At 72.4% G+C, this 18,711-nt stretch carries 20 protein-coding genes and 1 pseudogene; 2 read left to right on the top strand and 19 right to left on the bottom strand.

The window, feature by feature from the left end; translation table 11 throughout:
• Positions 1–232: 232 nt before the first annotated feature.
• Positions 233–736 (top strand): annotated as a pseudogene (locus tag J7E97_RS36860) (peptidoglycan DD-metalloendopeptidase family protein); the annotation flags it as partial.
• Between the two features lie 80 nt (positions 737–816).
• Here J7E97_RS36860 and J7E97_RS25335 read toward each other — a convergent pair.
• The 18 genes from J7E97_RS25335 to proS form a co-directional block, all read right to left on the bottom strand.
• The gene (locus J7E97_RS25335) at positions 817–1,374 is read right to left on the bottom strand and encodes a TetR/AcrR family transcriptional regulator (RefSeq protein ID WP_215031633.1); all 558 of its coding nucleotides are present in this window, start codon (positions 1,372–1,374) and stop codon (positions 817–819) included.
• Positions 1,375–1,437: 63 nt separating this feature from the next.
• Positions 1,438–2,274 (bottom strand): RNA polymerase sigma factor WhiG, encoded by an 837-nt coding sequence (whiG, locus tag J7E97_RS25330; protein WP_215031536.1) that lies wholly within the window; start codon positions 2,272–2,274, stop codon positions 1,438–1,440.
• Positions 2,275–2,483: 209 nt separating this feature from the next.
• On the bottom strand, positions 2,484–3,635 hold the full coding sequence (gene dprA / locus J7E97_RS25325; RefSeq protein WP_374224234.1) for a DNA-processing protein DprA: 1,152 nt from the start codon (positions 3,633–3,635) through the stop codon (positions 2,484–2,486).
• Between the two features lie 296 nt (positions 3,636–3,931).
• Complete coding sequence (locus J7E97_RS25320; protein WP_215031533.1) at positions 3,932–5,557, bottom strand: YifB family Mg chelatase-like AAA ATPase; 1,626 nt, start codon at positions 5,555–5,557, stop codon at positions 3,932–3,934.
• Positions 5,557–5,928, bottom strand: coding sequence for a YraN family protein (locus J7E97_RS25315; protein ID WP_215031530.1), 372 nt, complete (start codon positions 5,926–5,928; stop codon positions 5,557–5,559). The genes J7E97_RS25320 and J7E97_RS25315 overlap by 1 nt, the downstream gene beginning before the upstream one ends.
• Before the next feature lie 163 nt (positions 5,929–6,091).
• On the bottom strand, positions 6,092–6,400 hold the full coding sequence (locus J7E97_RS25310; RefSeq protein WP_005311352.1) for a DUF2469 domain-containing protein: 309 nt from the start codon (positions 6,398–6,400) through the stop codon (positions 6,092–6,094).
• A 55-nt stretch (positions 6,401–6,455) separates the two neighbouring features.
• The gene (locus tag J7E97_RS25305) at positions 6,456–6,947 is read right to left on the bottom strand and encodes an NUDIX hydrolase (protein WP_215031527.1); all 492 of its coding nucleotides are present in this window, start codon (positions 6,945–6,947) and stop codon (positions 6,456–6,458) included.
• Positions 6,937–7,653 carry a signal peptidase I gene (lepB, locus tag J7E97_RS25300; RefSeq protein WP_251055111.1) on the bottom strand — a complete coding sequence of 239 codons (717 nt, stop codon included), beginning with the start codon at positions 7,651–7,653 and terminating at the stop codon, positions 6,937–6,939. Before lepB (J7E97_RS25300) ends, J7E97_RS25305 begins: the two co-directional genes overlap by 11 nt.
• 103 nt (positions 7,654–7,756) lie before the next feature.
• Positions 7,757–8,671: a signal peptidase I gene (lepB, locus tag J7E97_RS25295; protein WP_215031629.1), complete on the bottom strand. Its 915-nt coding sequence runs from the start codon at positions 8,669–8,671 to the stop codon at positions 7,757–7,759.
• 112 nt (positions 8,672–8,783) lie between these two features.
• The gene (lepB, locus tag J7E97_RS25290) at positions 8,784–9,680 is read right to left on the bottom strand and encodes a signal peptidase I (protein WP_215031525.1); all 897 of its coding nucleotides are present in this window, start codon (positions 9,678–9,680) and stop codon (positions 8,784–8,786) included.
• Positions 9,673–10,554 carry a signal peptidase I gene (gene lepB, locus J7E97_RS25285; RefSeq protein ID WP_374224233.1) on the bottom strand — a complete coding sequence of 294 codons (882 nt, stop codon included), beginning with the start codon at positions 10,552–10,554 and terminating at the stop codon, positions 9,673–9,675. Before lepB (J7E97_RS25285) ends, lepB (J7E97_RS25290) begins: the two co-directional genes overlap by 8 nt.
• Positions 10,555–10,598: 44 nt before the next feature.
• Positions 10,599–10,949 carry a 50S ribosomal protein L19 gene (gene rplS, locus J7E97_RS25280; RefSeq protein ID WP_215031523.1) on the bottom strand — a complete coding sequence of 117 codons (351 nt, stop codon included), beginning with the start codon at positions 10,947–10,949 and terminating at the stop codon, positions 10,599–10,601.
• A 134-nt stretch (positions 10,950–11,083) separates the two neighbouring features.
• The gene (gene trmD / locus J7E97_RS25275) at positions 11,084–11,905 is read right to left on the bottom strand and encodes a tRNA (guanosine(37)-N1)-methyltransferase TrmD (protein ID WP_215031521.1); all 822 of its coding nucleotides are present in this window, start codon (positions 11,903–11,905) and stop codon (positions 11,084–11,086) included.
• Positions 11,905–12,522, bottom strand: coding sequence for a ribosome maturation factor RimM (rimM, locus tag J7E97_RS25270; RefSeq protein ID WP_215031519.1), 618 nt, complete (start codon positions 12,520–12,522; stop codon positions 11,905–11,907). Before rimM ends, trmD begins: the two co-directional genes overlap by 1 nt.
• Positions 12,523–12,601: 79 nt before the next feature.
• A complete protein-coding gene (locus J7E97_RS25265) occupies positions 12,602–12,841 on the bottom strand; it encodes an RNA-binding protein (RefSeq protein WP_215031517.1) in 240 nt (79 codons plus the stop codon).
• 2 nt (positions 12,842–12,843) lie between these two features.
• Positions 12,844–13,287 (bottom strand): 30S ribosomal protein S16, encoded by a 444-nt coding sequence (gene rpsP, locus J7E97_RS25260; RefSeq protein WP_215031514.1) that lies wholly within the window; start codon positions 13,285–13,287, stop codon positions 12,844–12,846.
• Positions 13,288–13,456: 169 nt separating this feature from the next.
• The gene (locus J7E97_RS25255) at positions 13,457–14,068 is read right to left on the bottom strand and encodes a hypothetical protein (RefSeq protein WP_215031511.1); all 612 of its coding nucleotides are present in this window, start codon (positions 14,066–14,068) and stop codon (positions 13,457–13,459) included.
• 203 nt (positions 14,069–14,271) lie between these two features.
• Positions 14,272–15,684 carry a proline--tRNA ligase gene (proS, locus tag J7E97_RS25250; protein WP_215031508.1) on the bottom strand — a complete coding sequence of 471 codons (1,413 nt, stop codon included), beginning with the start codon at positions 15,682–15,684 and terminating at the stop codon, positions 14,272–14,274.
• Positions 15,685–15,826: 142 nt separating this feature from the next.
• Here proS and J7E97_RS25245 point away from each other — a divergent pair, with 142 nt between their 5' ends.
• A complete protein-coding gene (locus J7E97_RS25245; RefSeq protein WP_251055109.1) occupies positions 15,827–16,540 on the top strand; it encodes a methyltransferase type 11 in 714 nt (237 codons plus the stop codon).
• A gap of 103 nt (positions 16,541–16,643) precedes the next feature.
• Here the strand turns inward: J7E97_RS25245 and ftsH are convergent, their stop codons facing one another.
• The gene (gene ftsH, locus J7E97_RS25240; RefSeq protein ID WP_251055115.1) at positions 16,644–18,476 is read right to left on the bottom strand and encodes an ATP-dependent zinc metalloprotease FtsH; all 1,833 of its coding nucleotides are present in this window, start codon (positions 18,474–18,476) and stop codon (positions 16,644–16,646) included.
• Positions 18,477–18,711 lie beyond the last annotated feature (235 nt).

The following is an 18,711-nucleotide window of genomic DNA, read 5'->3' as shown; positions in this document are numbered from 1 at the left end:
CGACCTGCCCCCGACGAAGGGGACCGAGAGACGCTGTCACCCGGCCAGAGCGGCCGGTGCTGGGGCGTGCGAAGTCGACCCGGTGACCCGGATCGCCACAAGAAGTGTACGGGACCCGGTGGTATGCCGGGTGACGCGATTGTCCACAGGCTTCCGGTTCTCCACAGGCCGTCGGCGTGCGGTTGTCCACAGGCCCGGCGGGATCCCGCCCGCGGGCGGGATCCTGAGCGGCATGACGACACCGCTGCTCGGCCTGCTGCTGACCCTGTCCCTCACGCTCATCGTCCCCGCGCCGGGGCCCCCGGGTCCGGCCGGACCTCCCGGACCGGCCGGTCCGCCGCAGCGGGCTCCGCAGTCCGTCGGCGCCTCGGGGTCTCCACGGATTCCGGATCCCGGCGGAGCGCGCCCGCTCCCCGCCCCCCTCGCGGTGGTCCGCTGGTGGGACCCGCCCCCGAGCCCGTACGCGGCGGGCCACCGCGGGGTGGACCTGGCGGCCCCGGCCGGCGCGGAGCTCCGCGCCGTCGGCCCGGGCCGGGTCCACTACGCGGGCCGGGTGGCGGGGCGCGGGGTCCTGTCCCTGACCCTGCCGAACGGCCTGCGCACGACGTACGAACCGGTACGCCCCCTGGTGGCGGAGGGCGCCGAAGTCACGACGGGCCAGGTGGTGGCCCTCCTCACGGACGGCTCGCACTGCCCGCGCCCCTGCCTCCACTGGGGCCTCCTGCGGGGCGAGACCTACCTCAACCCCTTGACCCTCGTCCCCCGCCCGACGCCGCGTCTCCTGCCCTTCGCCGGGAGGGCCGGGCCCGGGCCGGATCAGCCCCCGACGCCCCGCAGGGCCATGGCGACGGCCGCGTCCGTGACCACGGACGGGTCCTCGCCGGAGGCCGCCTCGATACGGCGGACGGCGGCGTCCACGACGCCCTGGAGCAGCATGGCCGCCAGCCTCGGCTCCGTCTGCCCGAGTGCCCCCAGGGCTTCGACGATCATCGCGATCAGCCCTCCGTGCGCCGCACGGATCTTCTCGCGCGCTCCGCCGTCCAGCTCGCTCGCGGAGATCGCCACGACCGCGCGGTGCCGGCGGTCTCCCACCAGGCCCAGCTGACTGCGGACGTACGCCTCGATCTTCGCCTCCGGCGTCTGGGCCTCGGACATCGCCGCCTCGATCTCGGCGGCCCACACGGGGAAGTCCACCGCGCAGAGCTCTTCGACGACGGCCGCGCGCGAACGGAAGTACTCGTACACGGAGGACCGGGCGAGGCCGGTCCGCTCGGCGAGGGCGGGGAAGGTCAGCGCTTCCGTTCCCCCTTCGGACAGCAGGGAACGCGCGGCGTCCAGCAGGGAGCCGCGTTGCATCGACCGGTGCTCGGCCACGGAGGCCGCTCGAATCCTGGGCACGCGTCCACTCTACGGAGGTCCCGCAAGGCCGTCGCCCGCTCAGCGGCCGACGTCGGCCAGCTTCGCCCGCAGCTGTAGTACCGACTTGGTGTGGATCTGGCTGACGCGGCTCTCGGTGACGCCGAGGACGTTGCCGATCTCGGCGAGCGTCAGGCCCTCGTAGTAGTAGAGGGTCACGACCGTCTTCTCCCGCTCGGGCAGGGTGTTGATGGCCCGCGCGAGCAGCCGCCGCAGTTCCCGGTCCTCCGCGACCTCGACCGGGTTGTCGGCCGCGGTGTCCTCCAGCGTGTCCATCAGGGAGAGCCGGTCGCCGCCCTCCCCGCCGACGTGCAGGAGCTCTTCCAGGGCGACGACATTGGCCAGCGACAACTGGCTGAAGACGGCGTGGAGTTCCTCGACCCCGATGCCCATCTCCCCCGCCACCTCGTGCTCGGTCGGGGTGCGCCGCAGTTGCGCCTCCAGCGTGGTGTACGCCCGCTCGACGGCCCGCGCCTTCTGTCGCACCGAGCGGGGGATCCAGTCCAGCGCCCGCAGTTCGTCGATCATCGCGCCCCGGATCCGGGTGATCGCGTACGTCTCGAACTTGATGGACCGCTCGATGTCGAACTTCTCGATGGCGTCGATCAGTCCGAAGACCCCGGAGGAGACGAAGTCGGCCTGCTCCACATTGGGCGGAAGGCCGACGCTGACCCGGCCGGCCACGTACTTCACCAGGGGCGAGTAGTGCAGGATCAGCTGCTCCCGCAGCCGCTCGTCGCCCGAGTCCTTGTACGAGCGCCACAGCACTTCCAGGGACGAGGGCGCGGTGGACCGCTCACTGCCGCGCGCAGCGGGGGGCACCGCAGCGCGGTCAGACCCTGAGGTGTGCTGGGGCATGCTTCGCCTTTGCCGGAGCCGGATTCCTTGGGAGCGTAGCGTGACGGAAGAGTCGCGGTGCGCGAAGAGTACGGGATCGCGCGGGCCCCGAAGGGCGTCCCGACTCGCGCGGGCGACCCGGGACCGGCGCTCGGCGCACGGTCCCGGCGGCTGCCACCGGGAAGACCGCGTCTCTCATCGGCTTCACTCTTCCACCGGAACGCCCCAGGTCAACGACCGCCTCGCCGGGTGGCTCCGCTTTGTGTGCCTCCTCTCGGCCGCCTCGCGGTCAACTGCCAGCCGTCGCCCTGCCGTTCGACGAACCCCAGAGAGTGAAGTTCGTACAGTCTGCCGATGACTTCATCGGTACCGGTGCCCGCGGCGAGGGCCACCTGCTTCAGGTCGGCGGGCCGGCCGGCCGGGAGCGCTTCGAGCACCCGGACCGTTTCCGGGTCCAGCAGGTCCCGGGCGACCACGGGGCCGCGCCGCTCGGGAGCCAGCTCGCCCATGGTGCCGACGAGCTCGACGACCTCCGCCGCGTCGGTGACCAGCACCGCCTCGCCGCGCAGCAGTTCGTGAACCCCGGCCGAGAGCCCGCTGGTGGCCGGGCCGGGGATGCCCATGGTGAACCTCCCCAGCGCCTGGGCCCGTCGGGCGGTGACCAGGGACCCGCTGCGGTGGGCCGCCTCCACGACGACCGTGCCCCGGGTCAGCGCGGCGATGACACGGTTGCGCAGGACGAACCGGCTCGGCGTGGGGTGACTGCCCGGCGGCAGTTCCCCGAGCACGAGGCCCTGCGCGGCGATCCGGCCGAGCAGTCCGGCGTGACCGCGCGGGTAGGGCACGTCCACGCCGCAGGCCAGCACCGCGGCCGTGGCTCCGCCGGCGGCGAGGGCTCCGCGATGGGCGGCGCCGTCGATCCCGTACGCCGCCCCGGAGACGACCACCCAGCCGCGCTCGGCGAGACCGGCGGCGAGGAGCTGGGCCATGTGCGCCCCGTACGGGGTGCAGGCGCGGGCTCCGACCACCGACACCGAGCGCAGGGCCCAGGTCCGCAGGCTCGGCCCGCCCCGCACCCACAACCCGAGGGGCCGGGCGTCGCCGAGATCGTCCAGCTGGGTCGGCCACTCCGCCGACACGGGGCAGACGAACCGCCCGCCCGCCTCGGCGGCGGCCGCCAGGTCCCGCCGGGGGTCGGCCAGCGCCGCCCGCCTGCGGTATCCGGCGAGCCGCTCGGCGCCGACCCCGGGCAGCACCCCGGGCTCCGGCACGGGCCCGGTCAGCAGGCGCATCAGCCCGACCGCCCCGTGCTCCCGCAGCCAGCGCCCGCCGTGCTCCTCCCCCGGCTCCAGCACCCGGGTCAACGCGGCCCGCGCCAGCACCTCCTCTTCCGCCCCCCGCCCCGTCCCCGTCCCCGACCTCGGCCCCAGCTCCGGCCCCAGCCCCGGCTCCGGCCCCGACCTCGGCCCCAGCTCCGGCCCCAGCCCCGGCTCCGGCCCCGGCCCCGGCCCCAGCTCCGGCCCCGGCCCCGGCCCCAGCTCCGGCCCCAGCTCCGACCTCGGCCCCGGCCCCGGCTCGGGCCCCGACCTCGGCCCCAGCTCCGACCTCGGCCCCGGCTCCGGCCCCAGCCCCGGCCTCGGCTCCGGCCCCGGCCCTGTGGCAGGGGCTTCGGGCCCGGTCATGAGCCTGATCCCATCGCCGCCGCGGCCCCGCGGGCGATGCCCGTACGGAGCTCCAGCGCGACCGCCACGTCCAGCGGATCGGGGCGGTCGCGACCGCGCAGGTCCGCCACCGTCCAGGCCACCCGGAGCACCCGGTCCAGGCCGCGCGCGGTGAGCAGTCCGCGCTCCAGGTCCCGCTCCGCCTGGGCCAGCGCGCCGGGTGCGGGCTGCCAGCGGGTCCGCAGCTCGTGTCCGGGCACCTCGGAGTTGAGCCGCCACGGGGTGTCGGCCAGCCGGGCCGCCGCCCGGTCGCGAGCTTCGCGGACCCGCCCGGCGACCACCGCGGTGGCTTCGCCGCGGCCGCCGCGCCCCAGCAGATCGGAGCGGGTGACCGGCTCGACCTCCACCCGGAGGTCCACCCGGTCCAGCAGCGGCCCCGACAGCCGGGCCTGGTAACGCCGGATCACCGAGGCCGGGCATTCGCAGCCGGCCCCGTGCAGGGTGTGCCGCCCGCAGGGGCAGGGGTTGGCCGCGAGCACCATGAGGAAGCCGGCCGGCAGCCGCACCACCCCGGCGGCCCTGGCGATGACCACGTGCCCGGCTTCGAGGGGCTGCCGCAGGGCGTCCAGCGCCTTGCTGCCGAACTCCGCCGCTTCGTCGAGGAACAGCACGCCCCGGTGGGCCAGCGACACCGCCCCGGGTCTCGGCACTCCGGCCCCGCCCCCGACGAGGGACTGCATGGTGGCGGAGTGGTGCGGGGCGCAGTAGGGCGGCCGCGTGACGAGCGGTTCGCCCGGCGGCAGGATTCCCGCGACCGAGTGGATGGCCGTGACCTCCAGGGAGTCCCTGCGGGTGAGCGGCGGGAGGATCCAGGGGATCCGCTCGGCGAGCATCGTCTTGCCGGCGCCCGGTGGCCCGCTCAGGAAGAGGTGGTGGCCCCCGGCGGCCGCGACCTCCAGCGCCCGGCGGGCCGCGTACTGTCCGGCGACGTCGGCGAGGTCGGGGACGTCCCGCCCGTCCGCGCCGCCCCGGGCGACCCCCGTGCCGAGTCCGGCACCCGGCAGGACCAGCCCGGCCAGCATCGGATCGGGCCGCCCCGGCGGATCCGGCGGATCCTCCTCGGGAACCTCACCGTCGGTCAGTACGGCGATCAGCTGCCGCAGGCTGCGCACGCCGAGCACCGATACGTCCGGGACGAGCATGGCCTCGGCCGCGCACTGCTGCGGGACCACGACCTGCCGGTACCCGGCCTCGGCGGCGGCGAGGACCGCCGGCAGGATCCCGCGGACGGGCCGCACCCGGCCGTCCAGGCCCAGCTCGCCGATCAGTACGAGATCCGCGATCACACCGGGGTCGATCACCTCGGCGGCGCCCAGGATCGCGGCGGCCACGGCCAGATCGAAGCCGGCTCCCGATTTCGGTACCGAGGCGGGGCTGAGGCCGACGGTGAGCTTCTTCTGCGGCCAGGCGGCCCCGGAGTTCACCACGGCCGCCCGGACCCGGTCCCGGCTCTCGATCAGCGTCTTGTCGGGCAGTCCCACCAGGGCAAAGGCGGCGACGCCCGGCTCCAGGTCCGCCTGGACCTCCACCACCACGCCGTCGACGCCCACGAGGGCGACCGAGCAGGCACGCGCGAATCCCATCAGGCCGCCCCCCTGATGTGCTCCACCACGGGCGCACCGCGCCGCGGCAGCAGGACCCCGACCAGGTCGATCCGCACCCCGCCCGGGGGCGGTCCGCCGTGATCGGCCAGCCACCGCCCGGCGAGCCGCCTCAACCGCTCGGCCTTGCCGGGCCGCAGCGCGGCCATGGGGTGTTCGAACTCCCCCGCCCGCCTGGTCTTCACCTCGCACACGACGAGGGCGTCCCCGTCCCGGGCGACGATGTCGATCTCCCCGCTGCGGCACCGCCAGTTCCGCGCGATGACGGTCATCCCCGCCTCGGCGAGCCGCCGCGTCGCGAGCTCCTCGCCGTACCGTCCCAATGCCTGCTGTGCCACGCCCTTCGCGTTCATCCGGCACCACCTCCGGCACCGACGGTCCCGCGTCCCCGCCCACCTAGTGGATCTTGGTGGACAACCAGGGCATTGTGGATAACCCCCTCACCCTTGCGGGTGAACCGTCCGGGCCGGAGCCGGGTCTCCCCGCTCCCCGGAACCCGGCGGCGATCCCTCTGGACTAGCTCCCCGGAAGTTCGAGATCGCTCTTGTTGAGCTCCTCGATGTTCACGTCCTTGAAGGTCAGCACCCGTACCTGCTTCACGAACCGGGCCGGCCGGTACATGTCCCAGACCCACGCGTCGGCCATCGAGACCTCGAAAAACACCTCGCCCTGTACCGAGTGCACCTGCATCTCGTAGTCATTCGTGAGGTAGAAACGGCGTTCGGTCTCGATCACATACTTGAACAGCCCGACGACGTCGCGGTACTCCCGATAGAGCTTCAGCTCCATCTCGGTCTCGTACTTCTCGAGGTCCTCGGCACTCATGGCATGTTCCCCTTCAGCCGTGCGTCCCCCTATTGTGCGCCAGGCCCGTGCGCCCCTAAACGATTTCCGGAGCCAGGTTCACGGGCGCACCCGGAGGACCGTCGTCGAGCAGCCTGCGGAGCAGCTCTGCGAGTCTGGTCGGGTATACCGTCTCACGGGCCGCCAGAAGTTCCTCGGAGGTCCACCACCTCGCCCCGGAGACGCTGCGCCGCTCCAGCTCCGTGAGGCCGCCCATCCCGGTCCGCGTCTGGGCCGTCCGGGCCAGGAAGTACCACTCGTCCTGCTGCCAGCGGCGCCCGTCGAAGGGGAACTCGCAGTAGCGCTGCCACAGCACCGGCCCGAGCTCCACGTCCGTGATCCCGGTTTCCTCCGCGAGCTCGCGCAGCGCGGCCTGCTCCCGGGTCTCGGAGCCCTCCAGGCCGCCGCCCGGGGTGAACCACCAGTCGTCCGCCGGGTCGCCCGGCTCGAAGCCGTGCAGCAGCAGGATCCGGTCGGCGGGATCCAGCAGGACCACCCGCGACACCTTGCGCGGCCGGTCAGCGGACACCGGCCCGCTGCTTCCTCCGCCCGCGCCCGAAGACCCGTACGACCGGGCCGTACGCGGCTCCGAGCACCACCAGGGCGGCGCCCGCCACGACGGCGGCCAACTGGAGCCGCAGCGGCCCCGCCTTCGAGACCCCGCCGGGCAGGGACGCGTAGGTCGCCGGCCGCTCCAGCATCGTCTGGGAGGGCCACGCCAGGGCGTCCACCCGGGCGCTCACCGCCGACCGGGCCACCGTCCCCTGACCGGCCTCCTCCAGGTGCGCCCGGGAGTCGATCGAGGCGCCGCGCCGGTCGCCCAGCAGGAACAGGTTGCCCTCGGGGACCGTCACCTCGAAGGGCGTCCGCGAGGCGGACCCGCCCGGCGCGTCCGCCACGTCGAGCTTCTCCACCTCGATGTACGGCTCGTCCAACTCCTTGCCGTTCACGGTGAGCCGGCCGCCGTCGCCGCAGCACTTGACGGTGTCCCCGCCGACGCCCACGACGCGCTTGACCATCGGCGAATCGCTCCACTGCTCGTCCTTGAAGACGACCACGTCGCCGCGGCGCACCTCGGCGCCGTCGATGCGCTGCGCCAGCACCCGGTCCCCGGGCGTCACCGTCGGCACCATCGAGTCGGTCGGCACCGTGTACGGCTGGTACACGACGGCTCCCCACGCGAACCCGCCCAGGAAGAGCACGAAGCCGATGGCCACGACGAGTCCCGACAACATGTTGCCCGGACCGCCGCGGCCATCGCCGTCACCTGCTCGTATTGCTCGTGTTCCGCCCATTGCAGCGCCCCCACACTCGGAGATCGTCGACCTGGGCGGCACCCTACCTGCCGGTACGCCCCGAGGTCAGCTTCCGCCGGCGCCACAGGACGACCGGAACCGCGCCGGCGAACCCGAGAGCGGCCGGGCCGAGTCCGACCGGTGCCAGTCCGGAGGCGCCGAGACCGAGCGCGGTGGCCGCGGCCTGCGTGCCGATGCCCGGCTGGTCGAAGGTCTCGGGGATCGGCAGGGTGGACCAGCGGGTGACCGGCCACGCGACCACCACGGCCCGCCCGACGACGTCCTTGACCGGGACGAAGCCCTGGGTGGGGTCCTGCTGGTGGTAGCGGGAGTCCTGCGAGTTCTGCCGGTGGTCGCCCATCACCCAGATCTTGCCCTGGGGCACGGTGAGCGGGCCGAAGGGGAAGTCGTCGCACGGGGTGTCGCCCGGGAAGATGTACGGCTCGTCCAGTTCCTTGCCGTTGACGGTGACCGGTCCCCCCTTCTTGCACTCGACCGTGTCGCCGCCGACCGCGATCGTCCGCTTGATCAGGTCCTTCTCCTCGGCGGACGGCATGAGGCCGATGAAGCTGAGGACCTTCTGCGCGACGTTGGGCTCCGGGGTGGGCTCCCCGCTCAGCCAGTTCGCGGGGTCGTGGAAGACGACGACCTCACCGCGATCGGGCTCCGAGCCGAACCACGGCGTCAGCTTGTCCACGAGGACCCGGTCACCCCGCTGCAGGGTGTTCTGCATGGAGTCGGACGGGATCGAGAACGCCTGCACCAGGAAGGTCTTGATCAGCAGGGCCAGCAACAGGGCGATTCCGATCAGGAGCGGCAGCTCCTTCCAGAACGAGCGGTGCGGGCGGGCCGCCGCGCCGCCCTTCGCACCACCGTCGTGCTCGGCTGCATCGTGCTCGACGGCGTCGTCCGGCTGCTCGCCACCCTCGTCACGCCCGGACCGTGCACCCACCGCCACATCCCCCACGTCTACTCCTCATTCGGAAATTGCAAGCCCGGCCGGATCAGGCACGGGCCCTCCCCTCCCTAACGAGCGGGAGTTCCCGAAGGCGCGGGAGACCGGGAACACACTATGCGAACGAGGCGTCCCGGGGGCGCCGTCGGGACGCGCGGCGTGCGCGGCGCGCCTGGTCGGGCACCATGCGGAAGGTGGCGGGCTGTTCCAGGCGCCGCCAGTGCCCGAACGGCCATGCGATCACGACGGCCTGACCGACCACGTCCCCCTCGGAGACCGTGCCCTGGAAGGCCTCGTCGAGGTGGTAGCGGGAGTCGGCCGAGTTCGAGCGGTGGTCGCCCATGACGAAGATCCGCCCCTCGGGCACCTGCACGTCGAAGGGGATCTCCGACGGCGCGTTGCCCGGACTGATGTACGGCTCGTCGAGCGGCGATCCGTTGACGGTGACCCGGCCCCGGGCGTCGCAGCACTTCACGGTGTCCCCGCCGACCCCGATGACCCGCTTGATCACGTCCTGTTCGTCGGCCGAGGGCAGCAGGCCGATGAAGGTGAGGGTCTGCTTGATCTGCTTGACGCCCACCGGGTCCGGGGCCGGGCGGGCGTTCTCGCCGCCGAGCCAGCCGCCGGGATCCTTGAACACGACGACGTCCCCGCGCTTGGCCTCGGAGCCGAACCACGGGGTCAGCTTGTCCACCAGGACCCGGTCCCCGATCCGGATCGTCTGCTCCATGGAGCCCGACGGGATGAAGAAGGCCTGTATCAGGAAGGTCTTGAGGATCAGGGCGATGCACAGCGCGACCACCACCAGCATGGGCAGCTCGCCTGCCCTGCGGGTGCGCCGCCTGCGCCGGACCCGCCGGGCCAGCCGGCGCCGGTCGGCGCGGCCCCCGGGCTCCGGAGCGGCCGCGCCGCCCTGCTCCGCCGCGTGCCCGCGCCCACCCCCGGCCCGGGGCTCCGGGTCCGGATCCGCGTCCCGGTCGCGTCTGGGACGGCCCCGGCCCCGGCTACCCACGCCCGCCGCCCGCGGATGCCACGTCGGCCCAGCGCGAGATCGGCCAGCCGATCCAGTGGGCCCGCCCGATCACCTTCTCCACCGGCACCATCCCCCCGCCAGGCTCCCCCAGGTGGTCCCTGGAATCCCGGGACTGGGAGCGATGATCGCCCATGACCCAGAGGGTTCCGAGCGGTACCACGATCCGGAACGGCACCTTCGATCCCGTGTCTCCGGGGAAGAGGTACGGCTCGTCCAACGGCACCCCGTTGACCTTGATCCGGCCGGTCGCGTCGCACGCCACGTCGTCGCCGCCGACGCCGATGACCCGCTTCACGAAGTCGGTGTCCGACGGTTCGGCGAGCCCGAGGGCCGACCCCACGCCGTGCAGGGCCTCGCCGATCGTGTTCCCGGTGGGGCCGTCCGGCACGAAGGAGCCCGTGCCGTCGAAGACCACGACGTCGCCGCGCTTCGGCTGCTCGCCGAAGCGGTACGCCAGCTTGTCGACCAGTACCCGGTCCCCGACCGCGAGCGTCGGCTCCATCGAGCGGCTCGGGATGAGGAAGGGCTGGAGGACGAAATTGCTGAGCAGCAGCAGGAAGACGGTGCAGGCCACGCCCAGCAGCCCGGCCCGGCGCCAGGTCAGCCAGCCCGCCCCGCCGGAGGCCGGCTCGTCCGCCCCCGGAGCCCGCGTCCCGGGACCGTCCGTACCCGGACGCTCCGCCTCGGGGCCGTCCGTACCCGCCGTACCCGCCGTGCCCGCCGTCCCCACCTCGCCGGTCCCGACGACGCCGGACTCCGTGGGAGCCGCTTCGGAAAACACGAAACGCGACCGCCCCTCCCCCTCGTCGGGGGAAGAGCGGCCGCGCTGCGTGTGAGGTGCTTCGGTGTCCATCGGGGGCGAGCCTATCCGGCCGCCTCCGGAACGCCGAGAGCAGATCAGCGGTCGCGCTTCTCCTTGATCTTCGCGGCCTTGCCGCGGAGCTCACGGAGGAAGTACAGCTTGGCGCGACGCACGTCACCGCGGGTGACGAGCTCGATCTTCTCGAAGATCGGGGAGTGAACCGGGAAGGTACGCTCCACGCCGACGCTGAAGGAAACCTTGCGGACGGTGAAGCTCTCGGAGACGCCAGAGCCCTGGCGACGGATGACGACACCCTTGAACTGCTGGATACGGGAGCGGTTGCCCTCGATCACGCGGACGTGCACGTTGATCGTGTCACCCGGGCGGAAGGCCGGGAGGTCCGAGCGGAGCGTGGCGGCATTGACGCCATCGAGCAGGTGAGACATGTAATTCGTCTGCTTTCTTCGCATGACGCCACAGGCCGCCGATGCGGGGTTTCCGGAGAGAATTCGGGAGCCGCGGGACTCGGCGGGCGACTGTCCCCCTGTGGCAGGGGCGCACGCGAGCACACAGCAGCCGCCTATTCTTCCACGGCCTGGGGCCTACGCCAAAATCGGCCGTCGTCGGACGGCTTCCAGCCGAGGATGCTCAGCAGCTCGCGGTCCTTCTTGTCGAAGGACGAGGCCTCGCAGCGCTCGATCAGATCGGGACGGTTCCGCACGGTCCGCCGGAAGGCCTCGTCGCGGCGCCACCGGGCGATCTTGCCGTGGTGCCCGCTGACCAGCACGTCCGGGATGCCGCGGCCGCGCCACTGGGGCGGCTTGGTGTAGACGGGCCCCTCCAGCAAGTTCGCCATGTCTCCGGGAGCGAAGGAGTCGTCGCGGTGCGACTCGGCGTTCCCGAGGACCCCGGGCAGCAGCCGGGCCACGGCCTCGGTGACGACCAGGACGGCCGCCTCGCCGCCGGCCAGCACGTAGTCGCCGATGGAGACCTCGTACACCGGGATGCGCGTGGCGTACTCGTCGATGACCCTGCGGTCGATGCCCTCGTACCGCGCCGGGGTGAAGATCAGCCAGGGGCGCTCGGAGAGCTCGACGGCAAGTTCCTGGGTGAACGGCCGGCCGCTGGGGGTGGGGACGACCATGACGGGCCCGTGCGCGCCCGCCTCGTAACCGTCGGCCAGCGCGGCGTCCAGGGCCTCGCCCCACGGGTCGGTCTTCATGACCATGCCGGGGCCGCCCCCGTACGGGGTGTCGTCCACCGTGTTGTGCCGGTCGTACGTCCAGTCCCGCAGGTCGTGGACGTGCACATCGAGCTGCCCGCGCGCCCGCGCCTTGCCGACCAGGGAGACGTTGAGCGGCTCCAGGTACTCGGGGAAGATCGTGACGACGTCGAGACGCATCAGCCGTCGTCCCCGGCGGGCTTGGCGGCCCCGGCGGCGGGCTCGTCCTCATCCGCGGCCTCGGCTTCCGCTTCCGCCTCGGCGTCGCGCTCGGACGCGATCACGGCGCGGTCGTCGATCAGTCCGGGCGGCGGGGTGATGACGCAGCGCTGCTCGGCGAGGTCGATCTCGGCGACGATCTCCTCGACGAAGGGGATCATCACCTCGGTGCCGTCCGGCCGCTCGACGATGAACAGGTCCTGCGAGGGGAGGTGCGAGATCTCGGTGATCCGGCCGACCGCCGTGCCGTCCTCGAGGACCACGTCGAGGTCCATCAGCTGGTGGTCGTAGTACTCGTCGTCCTCGGCCGGCAGCTCCGTGGGGTCCACGTCGGCGATGAGCAGGATGTTGCGCAGCGCCTCGGCGCCGGTGCGGTCCTTGACACCGGCGAAACGCAGCATCAGCCTCCCGCTGTGCACCCGGCCCGTCTCGACCGTCAGCGGTCCCGCCGACGCCGGTTCGGTCCGGAGCACGGCGCCGGGCCCGAGCCGCAGCTCGGGCTCGTCGGTCCGCACCTCGACGGTGACCTCACCCTTGATCCCGTGGGCGCGGCCGATCCGCGCGACTACCAGCTCCACTGTGTTTCTCCTGTTCAGACGACGACGGGCCGGGGCGGGCACGTATGCCCTCCCCGGCCCGTGCCGGTGACTCAACTCTTCAGCGGACCTGGTCCACGTCGACGAGGTCGACGCGGATCCCCCGGCCGCCGATGGCGCCCACGACGGTACGCAGAGCACGTGCGGTGCGGCCGTTGCGGCCGATCACCTTGCCGAGGTCGTCGGGGTGGACCCGAACCTCGAGCACCTGTCCGCGACGCAGGTCGCGCGAGGCGACCCGCACTTCGTCGGGGTTGTCCACGATGCCCTTCACGAGGTGCTCAAGAGCCTCCTCGAGCATGCTCAGGCCTCGGTCGACTCGGCGGTCTCGGCCTCAGCCTCGTCCGCCTTCTTGTCGGCCTTCTTCGCCTTCTGGGTGATGGCTTCGCCCTTGCCCTCGCCGATGCCCTCGAGGGCCTTGGCGAACTCGTCGAAGGTACGACGCTTGCTTTCCTTCGTCACCGGCTGGAGCAGCGGCGCGGGGGCCGGAAGGCCCTTGTGCGCCTGCCAGTCACCGGTCAGCTTCAGGATGGCGAGCACAGCCTCGGTGGGCTGGGCGCCGACCGACAGCCAGTACTGCGCACGCTCGGCGTTGACCTCGATGCGCGACGGGTTGTACGTCGGGTGGTAGATACCGATCTCTTCGATCGCGCGACCGTCCCGACGGGTACGGGCGTCGGCGACGACGATGCGGTAGTGCGGCTGGCGAATCTTGCCGAGGCGCTTGAGCTTGATCTTGACTGCCACTGGAGTGGTGTCTCCTGAACTTGACGTGGTTGGGCACATGAGATGCCACGTGGGGTTGCGGTACTCGGGTGCCCGATGGACGCGTCAGCCGGAGGAGAGAGGGGTCCTATGCGACTGTCGAGTACAGCTGTCCATTGTGCCATACGCCCGGGTCGCCTCGTCCTCCCGGTCAGGAGGCGGCCGACAGCGCGACCTCCGGAATCGCGACCTCCGGGATGCGGAACGGCTTCATGCAGCCTCCGCACACGATCGGGGCCTGGGCCAGCACGGACGGAACCACCCGTACGTTGCGACCACAGTCACAGACCGCCTTGACGCGGACCCCTCCGCCGGAGGAGCCGTGCCGGGCGGCCGGCCCGCGGAAGCTGCGCTTGGTGTCGGCGGCCGTGGCGACCGTGTGGGCCTTCAGCGCGCGCTGGAGGCGCTCCATGGTGGGGCGGTAGCGCTTCTTCGCCTCCGGATTGAGCGAGACCAGCGAGAAGCCGCTGCTCGCGTGCGGCTCGTCGACGTGGTCCAGCCCCATTTCCTCGGCGATCGCGAGGAACCTGCGGTTGTGGTAGCGGCCGGCGCGCGAGGTGTCACGCACACCGCGCGCTGCGGCGATGCCGTGGACTGCCTCGTGCAGCAGTCGCTCGAAGGAGAGCTCGGCGCCGCAGGCGGACGAGGACTCTCCGATCAGGGACTCGGGCGCGGCAAGGTCAGGCAGCTCGGGGTGGTACCGCTGAATATCGGCCCACGCCTGCGCCAGCTCTGCGGCGAGAACAGGGGGTGTCGTGCTCACGTCGTGACAACGAGCCGGAGTGCCCCGGTGTTCCGATTCCGGGCCATTCCAAATTTTTTGCACGTACCAGTCAGTTCAGCCTCATGCGTCCCGACGAGGACGGGTGCGCAGATCTCAGGAGGAGTCGGTACGTAAGGAGGACTAACGGCGTCCTGCCGCGCGGCGCGAGCCGCGCGCCAGGACGCCGGAGCCGGACCGGCCGGCTAGTACGAGCGCGCGACGATGGCGAGGGTGCCCGGGGCGTCGTCCGCCTCCGGAACCGACCCGTCCTCGGCGATCAGGCAGCGTACGGAGACGGCCTGCTCGGCGAGCTTGGCCTCGCCCTCGGGGCCGAGGTCGGCCCACGGGATCCGCGCCCAGCCCCCGGCGATGGCGGCCTCGGCGGCCTCCCCGATGGTGGCGACGTCACTGGTGCGGGCCACCCGGCGCTCGCGGGACTCGCGCAGCAGCTGCGCCTGGTCCTCCTCCAGCACCTTGGGCAGCAGGTCGGCGAGAGCGGAGATCTGCACCGCCTCCTTGCCGCCCGGGATGCGGCGGGCCAGCATCGCGGTGCCGGCCTCCAGGTCGCGGGGGCCGATCTCGACGCGGACCGGTACGCCCTTGAGCTCCCAGTCCACGGCGCGGCGGCCGAAGGGGGTGTCCACGCGGTCGTCGACGAACACCCGCAGACCGGCGGCCTTGAGCTCGGCGCCCAGCTCGCGGACCTTCGCCACGGCCTCGTCGCCCTTGATCGCCATGACGACGACCTGGACGTGCGCGAGGCGCGGCGGGACCCGCAGGCCGTTGTCGTCGCCGTGCGACATGATCAGGCCGCCGACCATGCGGGTCGAGACGCCCCACGAGGTCTGCCAGACGAGCTCCTGCTTGCCTTCCTTCGACAGGTACTGCGTGTTGAAGGCCTTGGCGAAGTTGGTGCCCAGCTCGTGGCTCGTGCCCAGCTGAAGGGCCTTGCCGTCGCCCATCATGCCCTCGAGGGTGAGGGTGTTGATGGCGCCGGCGAAGCGCTCCTTGGCGGTCTTGCGGCCGAGCACGACGTCGATGCCGAGCACGTTCGTCATGAAGTCGCCGTAGACGTCGCGGTGGATCCGGGCGGCGTAGTCGCGGGCGTCCTCGTAGGAGACGTGGGCCGTGTGGCCCTCCTGCCAGAGGAATTCGCTCGTACGGAGGAAGATGCGCGGGCGCATCTCCCAGCGGACCACGTTCGCCCACTGGTTGATCAGCAGGGGCAGGTCACGGTAGCTCTGGACCCACTTGGAGAAGTAGTCGTTGATGATCGTCTCGGAGGTGGGACGGACGACGATCGGCTCGTCCAGCTCCTTGCCGCCGCCGTGCGTGACGACCGCGAGCTCGGGGGCGAAGCCCTCCACGTGCTCGGCTTCCCTCGTCAGGTACGACTGCGGGATGAACAGCGGGAAGTACGCGTTCTGGGCGCCGGCGTCCTTGATGCGCGCGTCCATCTCCTGCTGCATCCGCTCCCACAGCCCGTAGCCGTACGGTCGGATGACCATGGTGCCGCGTACCGGACCGTTGTCGGCCAGCTCGGCCTTGTTGATCAGATCCTGGTACCAGCGGGGAAAATCCTCCGCCTGGGGGGTGAGAACGGGTGCCTTTGCCATGGCGCGAATGGTACGGCGCCCGGCGCGCCGAGCGTGAATCGGGTGTGAATCGGGTGGCGCACTCCTCTGGACGCGGGGGCGAAACGGGAGTTCTCTGGCAGCGGGGGCATGGGGGCGAAACGGAATCAGGAGCGCTCTTTCGATGACACCTACGCCGACGGCGACGCTTGCTGCCCGGGACTGGGCGGAGATCCAGGAACGGATGCTCGTACCGCTCTACGAAGCGGTCTACGACCGGCTCGAGATCGGGCCGGGCCACCGGCTGCTCGGCCTGGGCTGCGGGGCCGGCCTGCCCCTCCTGCTGGCTTCCGGCCGGGGAGCCGTGGCCACGGGCGTGGAGACGGATCCGGCCCGCCGGGCGCTGGCCCGCGAACGGCTGCTGGAGGTCCTGGCGGCGCCGCCGTCGCCCGCGGTGCCCGAGGCGCCCTACGACGTGCTGCTGGCCCTCTCGCCCGGCCCGGGCGCGCTGGCCGCGGCGCTGCCGGCGCTGCGGCGGAGCGGCGGGACGGTGGTGCTGGCCGACTGGGGGCCGGCGGAGCGGTGCACGGTGCCGTCCGTCCTGGGCAGCGGGCCGGTGGCCCGGGACCTGGACGCGATGGTGGCGCGGGCCGGGCTGGTGCCGGACGGGTCGGGGCGGGTGTTCTGCCCGTTCGGGTACGCGGACGTGGACAGCGCGGTGCGCGGACTCCTGTCGACCGGGCTGTACCCCGGCGCGGCTTCCGCGGGGCGTTTCGACCTGGCCGACACCACTGTGGCGGAGAAGGAGCTCGCGGAGGCGCTTCACCCGTACGAGCGGCCCGACGGCGCCGTCTGGCTGCCGAACATCTTCCGGTACGTGATCGCCCGGACGGTCTAACGGACGTCGGGGGGCGCATCGCCCGACGCCTGCCCCCGACGCCGGACGCGGCGCGGGGCCCCGGGCGCACGGCCCGGGGCCCCGCGCCGCGGCGCGTCGGCCGCTACTTGTGCAGCCGGGTGATGCCCGCGGCGGCGTACGCGGCGACCTCGTCCAGGGTCTCGTTCGCCACCAGGGCCTCCGCGAGGGCGTCCAGCTTGTCGCGGTTCTCGCGCAGCAACCGGCGGGCCTCCGCGTAGCACTCGTCGACGATCCGGTGCATCTCGTGGTCCACCGCGTCGAGGGTGGCGGGGGCCGCGGAGAGGCCGTAGGGGCTCTGCCCGTCCGAGGGGACCGCCGTGAGCGGGCCGATCCGCTTGCTCATGCCCCACCGCGCGACCATGCCCCGCGCGAGGTTGGTGACCTGCTCCAGGTCGTTCTCCGCGCCCGTGGTGATGACCTGGTAGACGACCTCCTCGGCCGCCATGCCCCCGAGCGCGCCGATGATCCGGCCGCGCAGGTACTCCTCGGTGTACGCGTACCGGTCCGCGTCCGGGGTGGAGAGGGTGACGCCGAGCGCGCGGCCGCGCGGCACGATGGTGATCTTGCGGACCGGGTCGGCGCCCGGCTGGAGCATGCCCAGCAGCGCGTGCCCGCCCTCGTGGTAGGCGGTGCGCCGGCGTTCCTCCTCCGACATGACGAGCGGCCGTTCCGCGCCGAGCTGGACCTTCTCCAGCGCGTCGGAGAGGTCCGCCTGGGTGACTTCCTTCTGCTGGCGCTTCACGGCGAGCAGCGCGGCCTCGTTGGCGAGGTTGGCCAGTTCGGCGCCGGTCATGCCCGGCGTCGTACGGGCCACCTGCGCGAGGTCGACGCCGCCGGCGAGCGGGATGTCCCGGGTGTGGATGCGCAGGATCGCCTCGCGTCCGGCCCGGTCGGGCGGGGCGACGACGACCGTGCGGTCGAAGCGGCCCGGCCGGGTCAGCGCCGGGTCCAGGACGTCGGCCCGGTTGGTCGCGGCCAGGACCACGACGCCTTCGGAGCCGGAGAAGCCGTCCATTTCGGTGAGGATCTGGTTCAGGGTCTGTTCGCGCTCGTCGTGGCCGCCCATGCCCGCACCGCCGCCGCGCACCCGCCCGATGGTGTCGATCTCGTCGATGAAGACGATCGCGGGGGCCACCTTGCGCGCCTCGGTGAAGAGTTCCCGTACCCGGGAGGCGCCGACGCCGACGATCATTTCGATGAACTCGGAGGCCGAGGCGGAGAAGAACGGCACGCCGGCCTCGCCCGCGAGAGCGCGCGCGAGCAGGGTCTTGCCGGTGCCGGGCGGACCGGCGAGCAGCACGCCGCCGGGCATCCGGGCACCCATCTTGCGGTACTCGTCCGGGTTCTTGAGGAAGTCCACGACGTCGTTGAGCTCGCCCTCGACCTCGTCGATGCCGGCCACGTCCTCGAAGGTGGTGCGCTTGGCGCCCTCCAGCTCCACGGGTTTCGGCGGCGACTTGCGGCCGAGTCCGCCCATGCCCCCGCCGCCCATGCCCGCGCTCATCCGGCGGGCGATGAACACCCAGAGGAGGACCAGCAGCAGCATCGGGGCCAGGGAGATCAGCAGGTTGGCCAGGAAGCTGCGCTGTTCGACGACCGGGGAGGCGGTGACCACCACGTTCTGCTTGGTGAGGTTGGCCCACAGGTCGTCGTCGGCGAAGGCCGGGCGCTGGGAGACGAATTTGGTGTAGTCGCCCTTCGCCCCGTCCGGCTTGGGCTGTCCGGTCTTCAGCTGGCCCTGGATGGCGTCGCCCTTGGCGTAGATCTTCGAGACGTTGCCGTTGGCGACCTGCTTGCTGAACTCGGTGTACGAGATGGTCGGCTCGTCGCCCTCGTTGAAGAAGGAGAGCACCAGGTTGGTCACCAGGTAGACGATCAGGGCGGTGAGGATCAGGCCTCGCCAGCCGCCCGGCATCTTCCGCTTCGGCGGCGGGGCGGGCGGTGCGCCTTCGGAGCGCCAGGGCGTATCGGCCCGGTCGCGGGGCGGTACGGGGGTGGGGCTGGGCACGTGGCCTCCTTCTGCCGTCCTCCCGGCCGACCATAAGCGACAAACCGGATCATCGCTCTGGCGGGAACGGCGGCGCGAGGCCGCCCACGGCACACGCGAAGGCCCCGGCCGGATCACTCCGATGCTGTTGGTTAATCCGGGG

It is taken from the genome of Streptomyces sp. ISL-66 (genome assembly GCF_018614135.1).
Lineage (GTDB): Bacteria > Actinomycetota > Actinomycetes > Streptomycetales > Streptomycetaceae > Streptomyces.
This window is presented reverse-complemented; position numbering and strand designations above follow the sequence as displayed.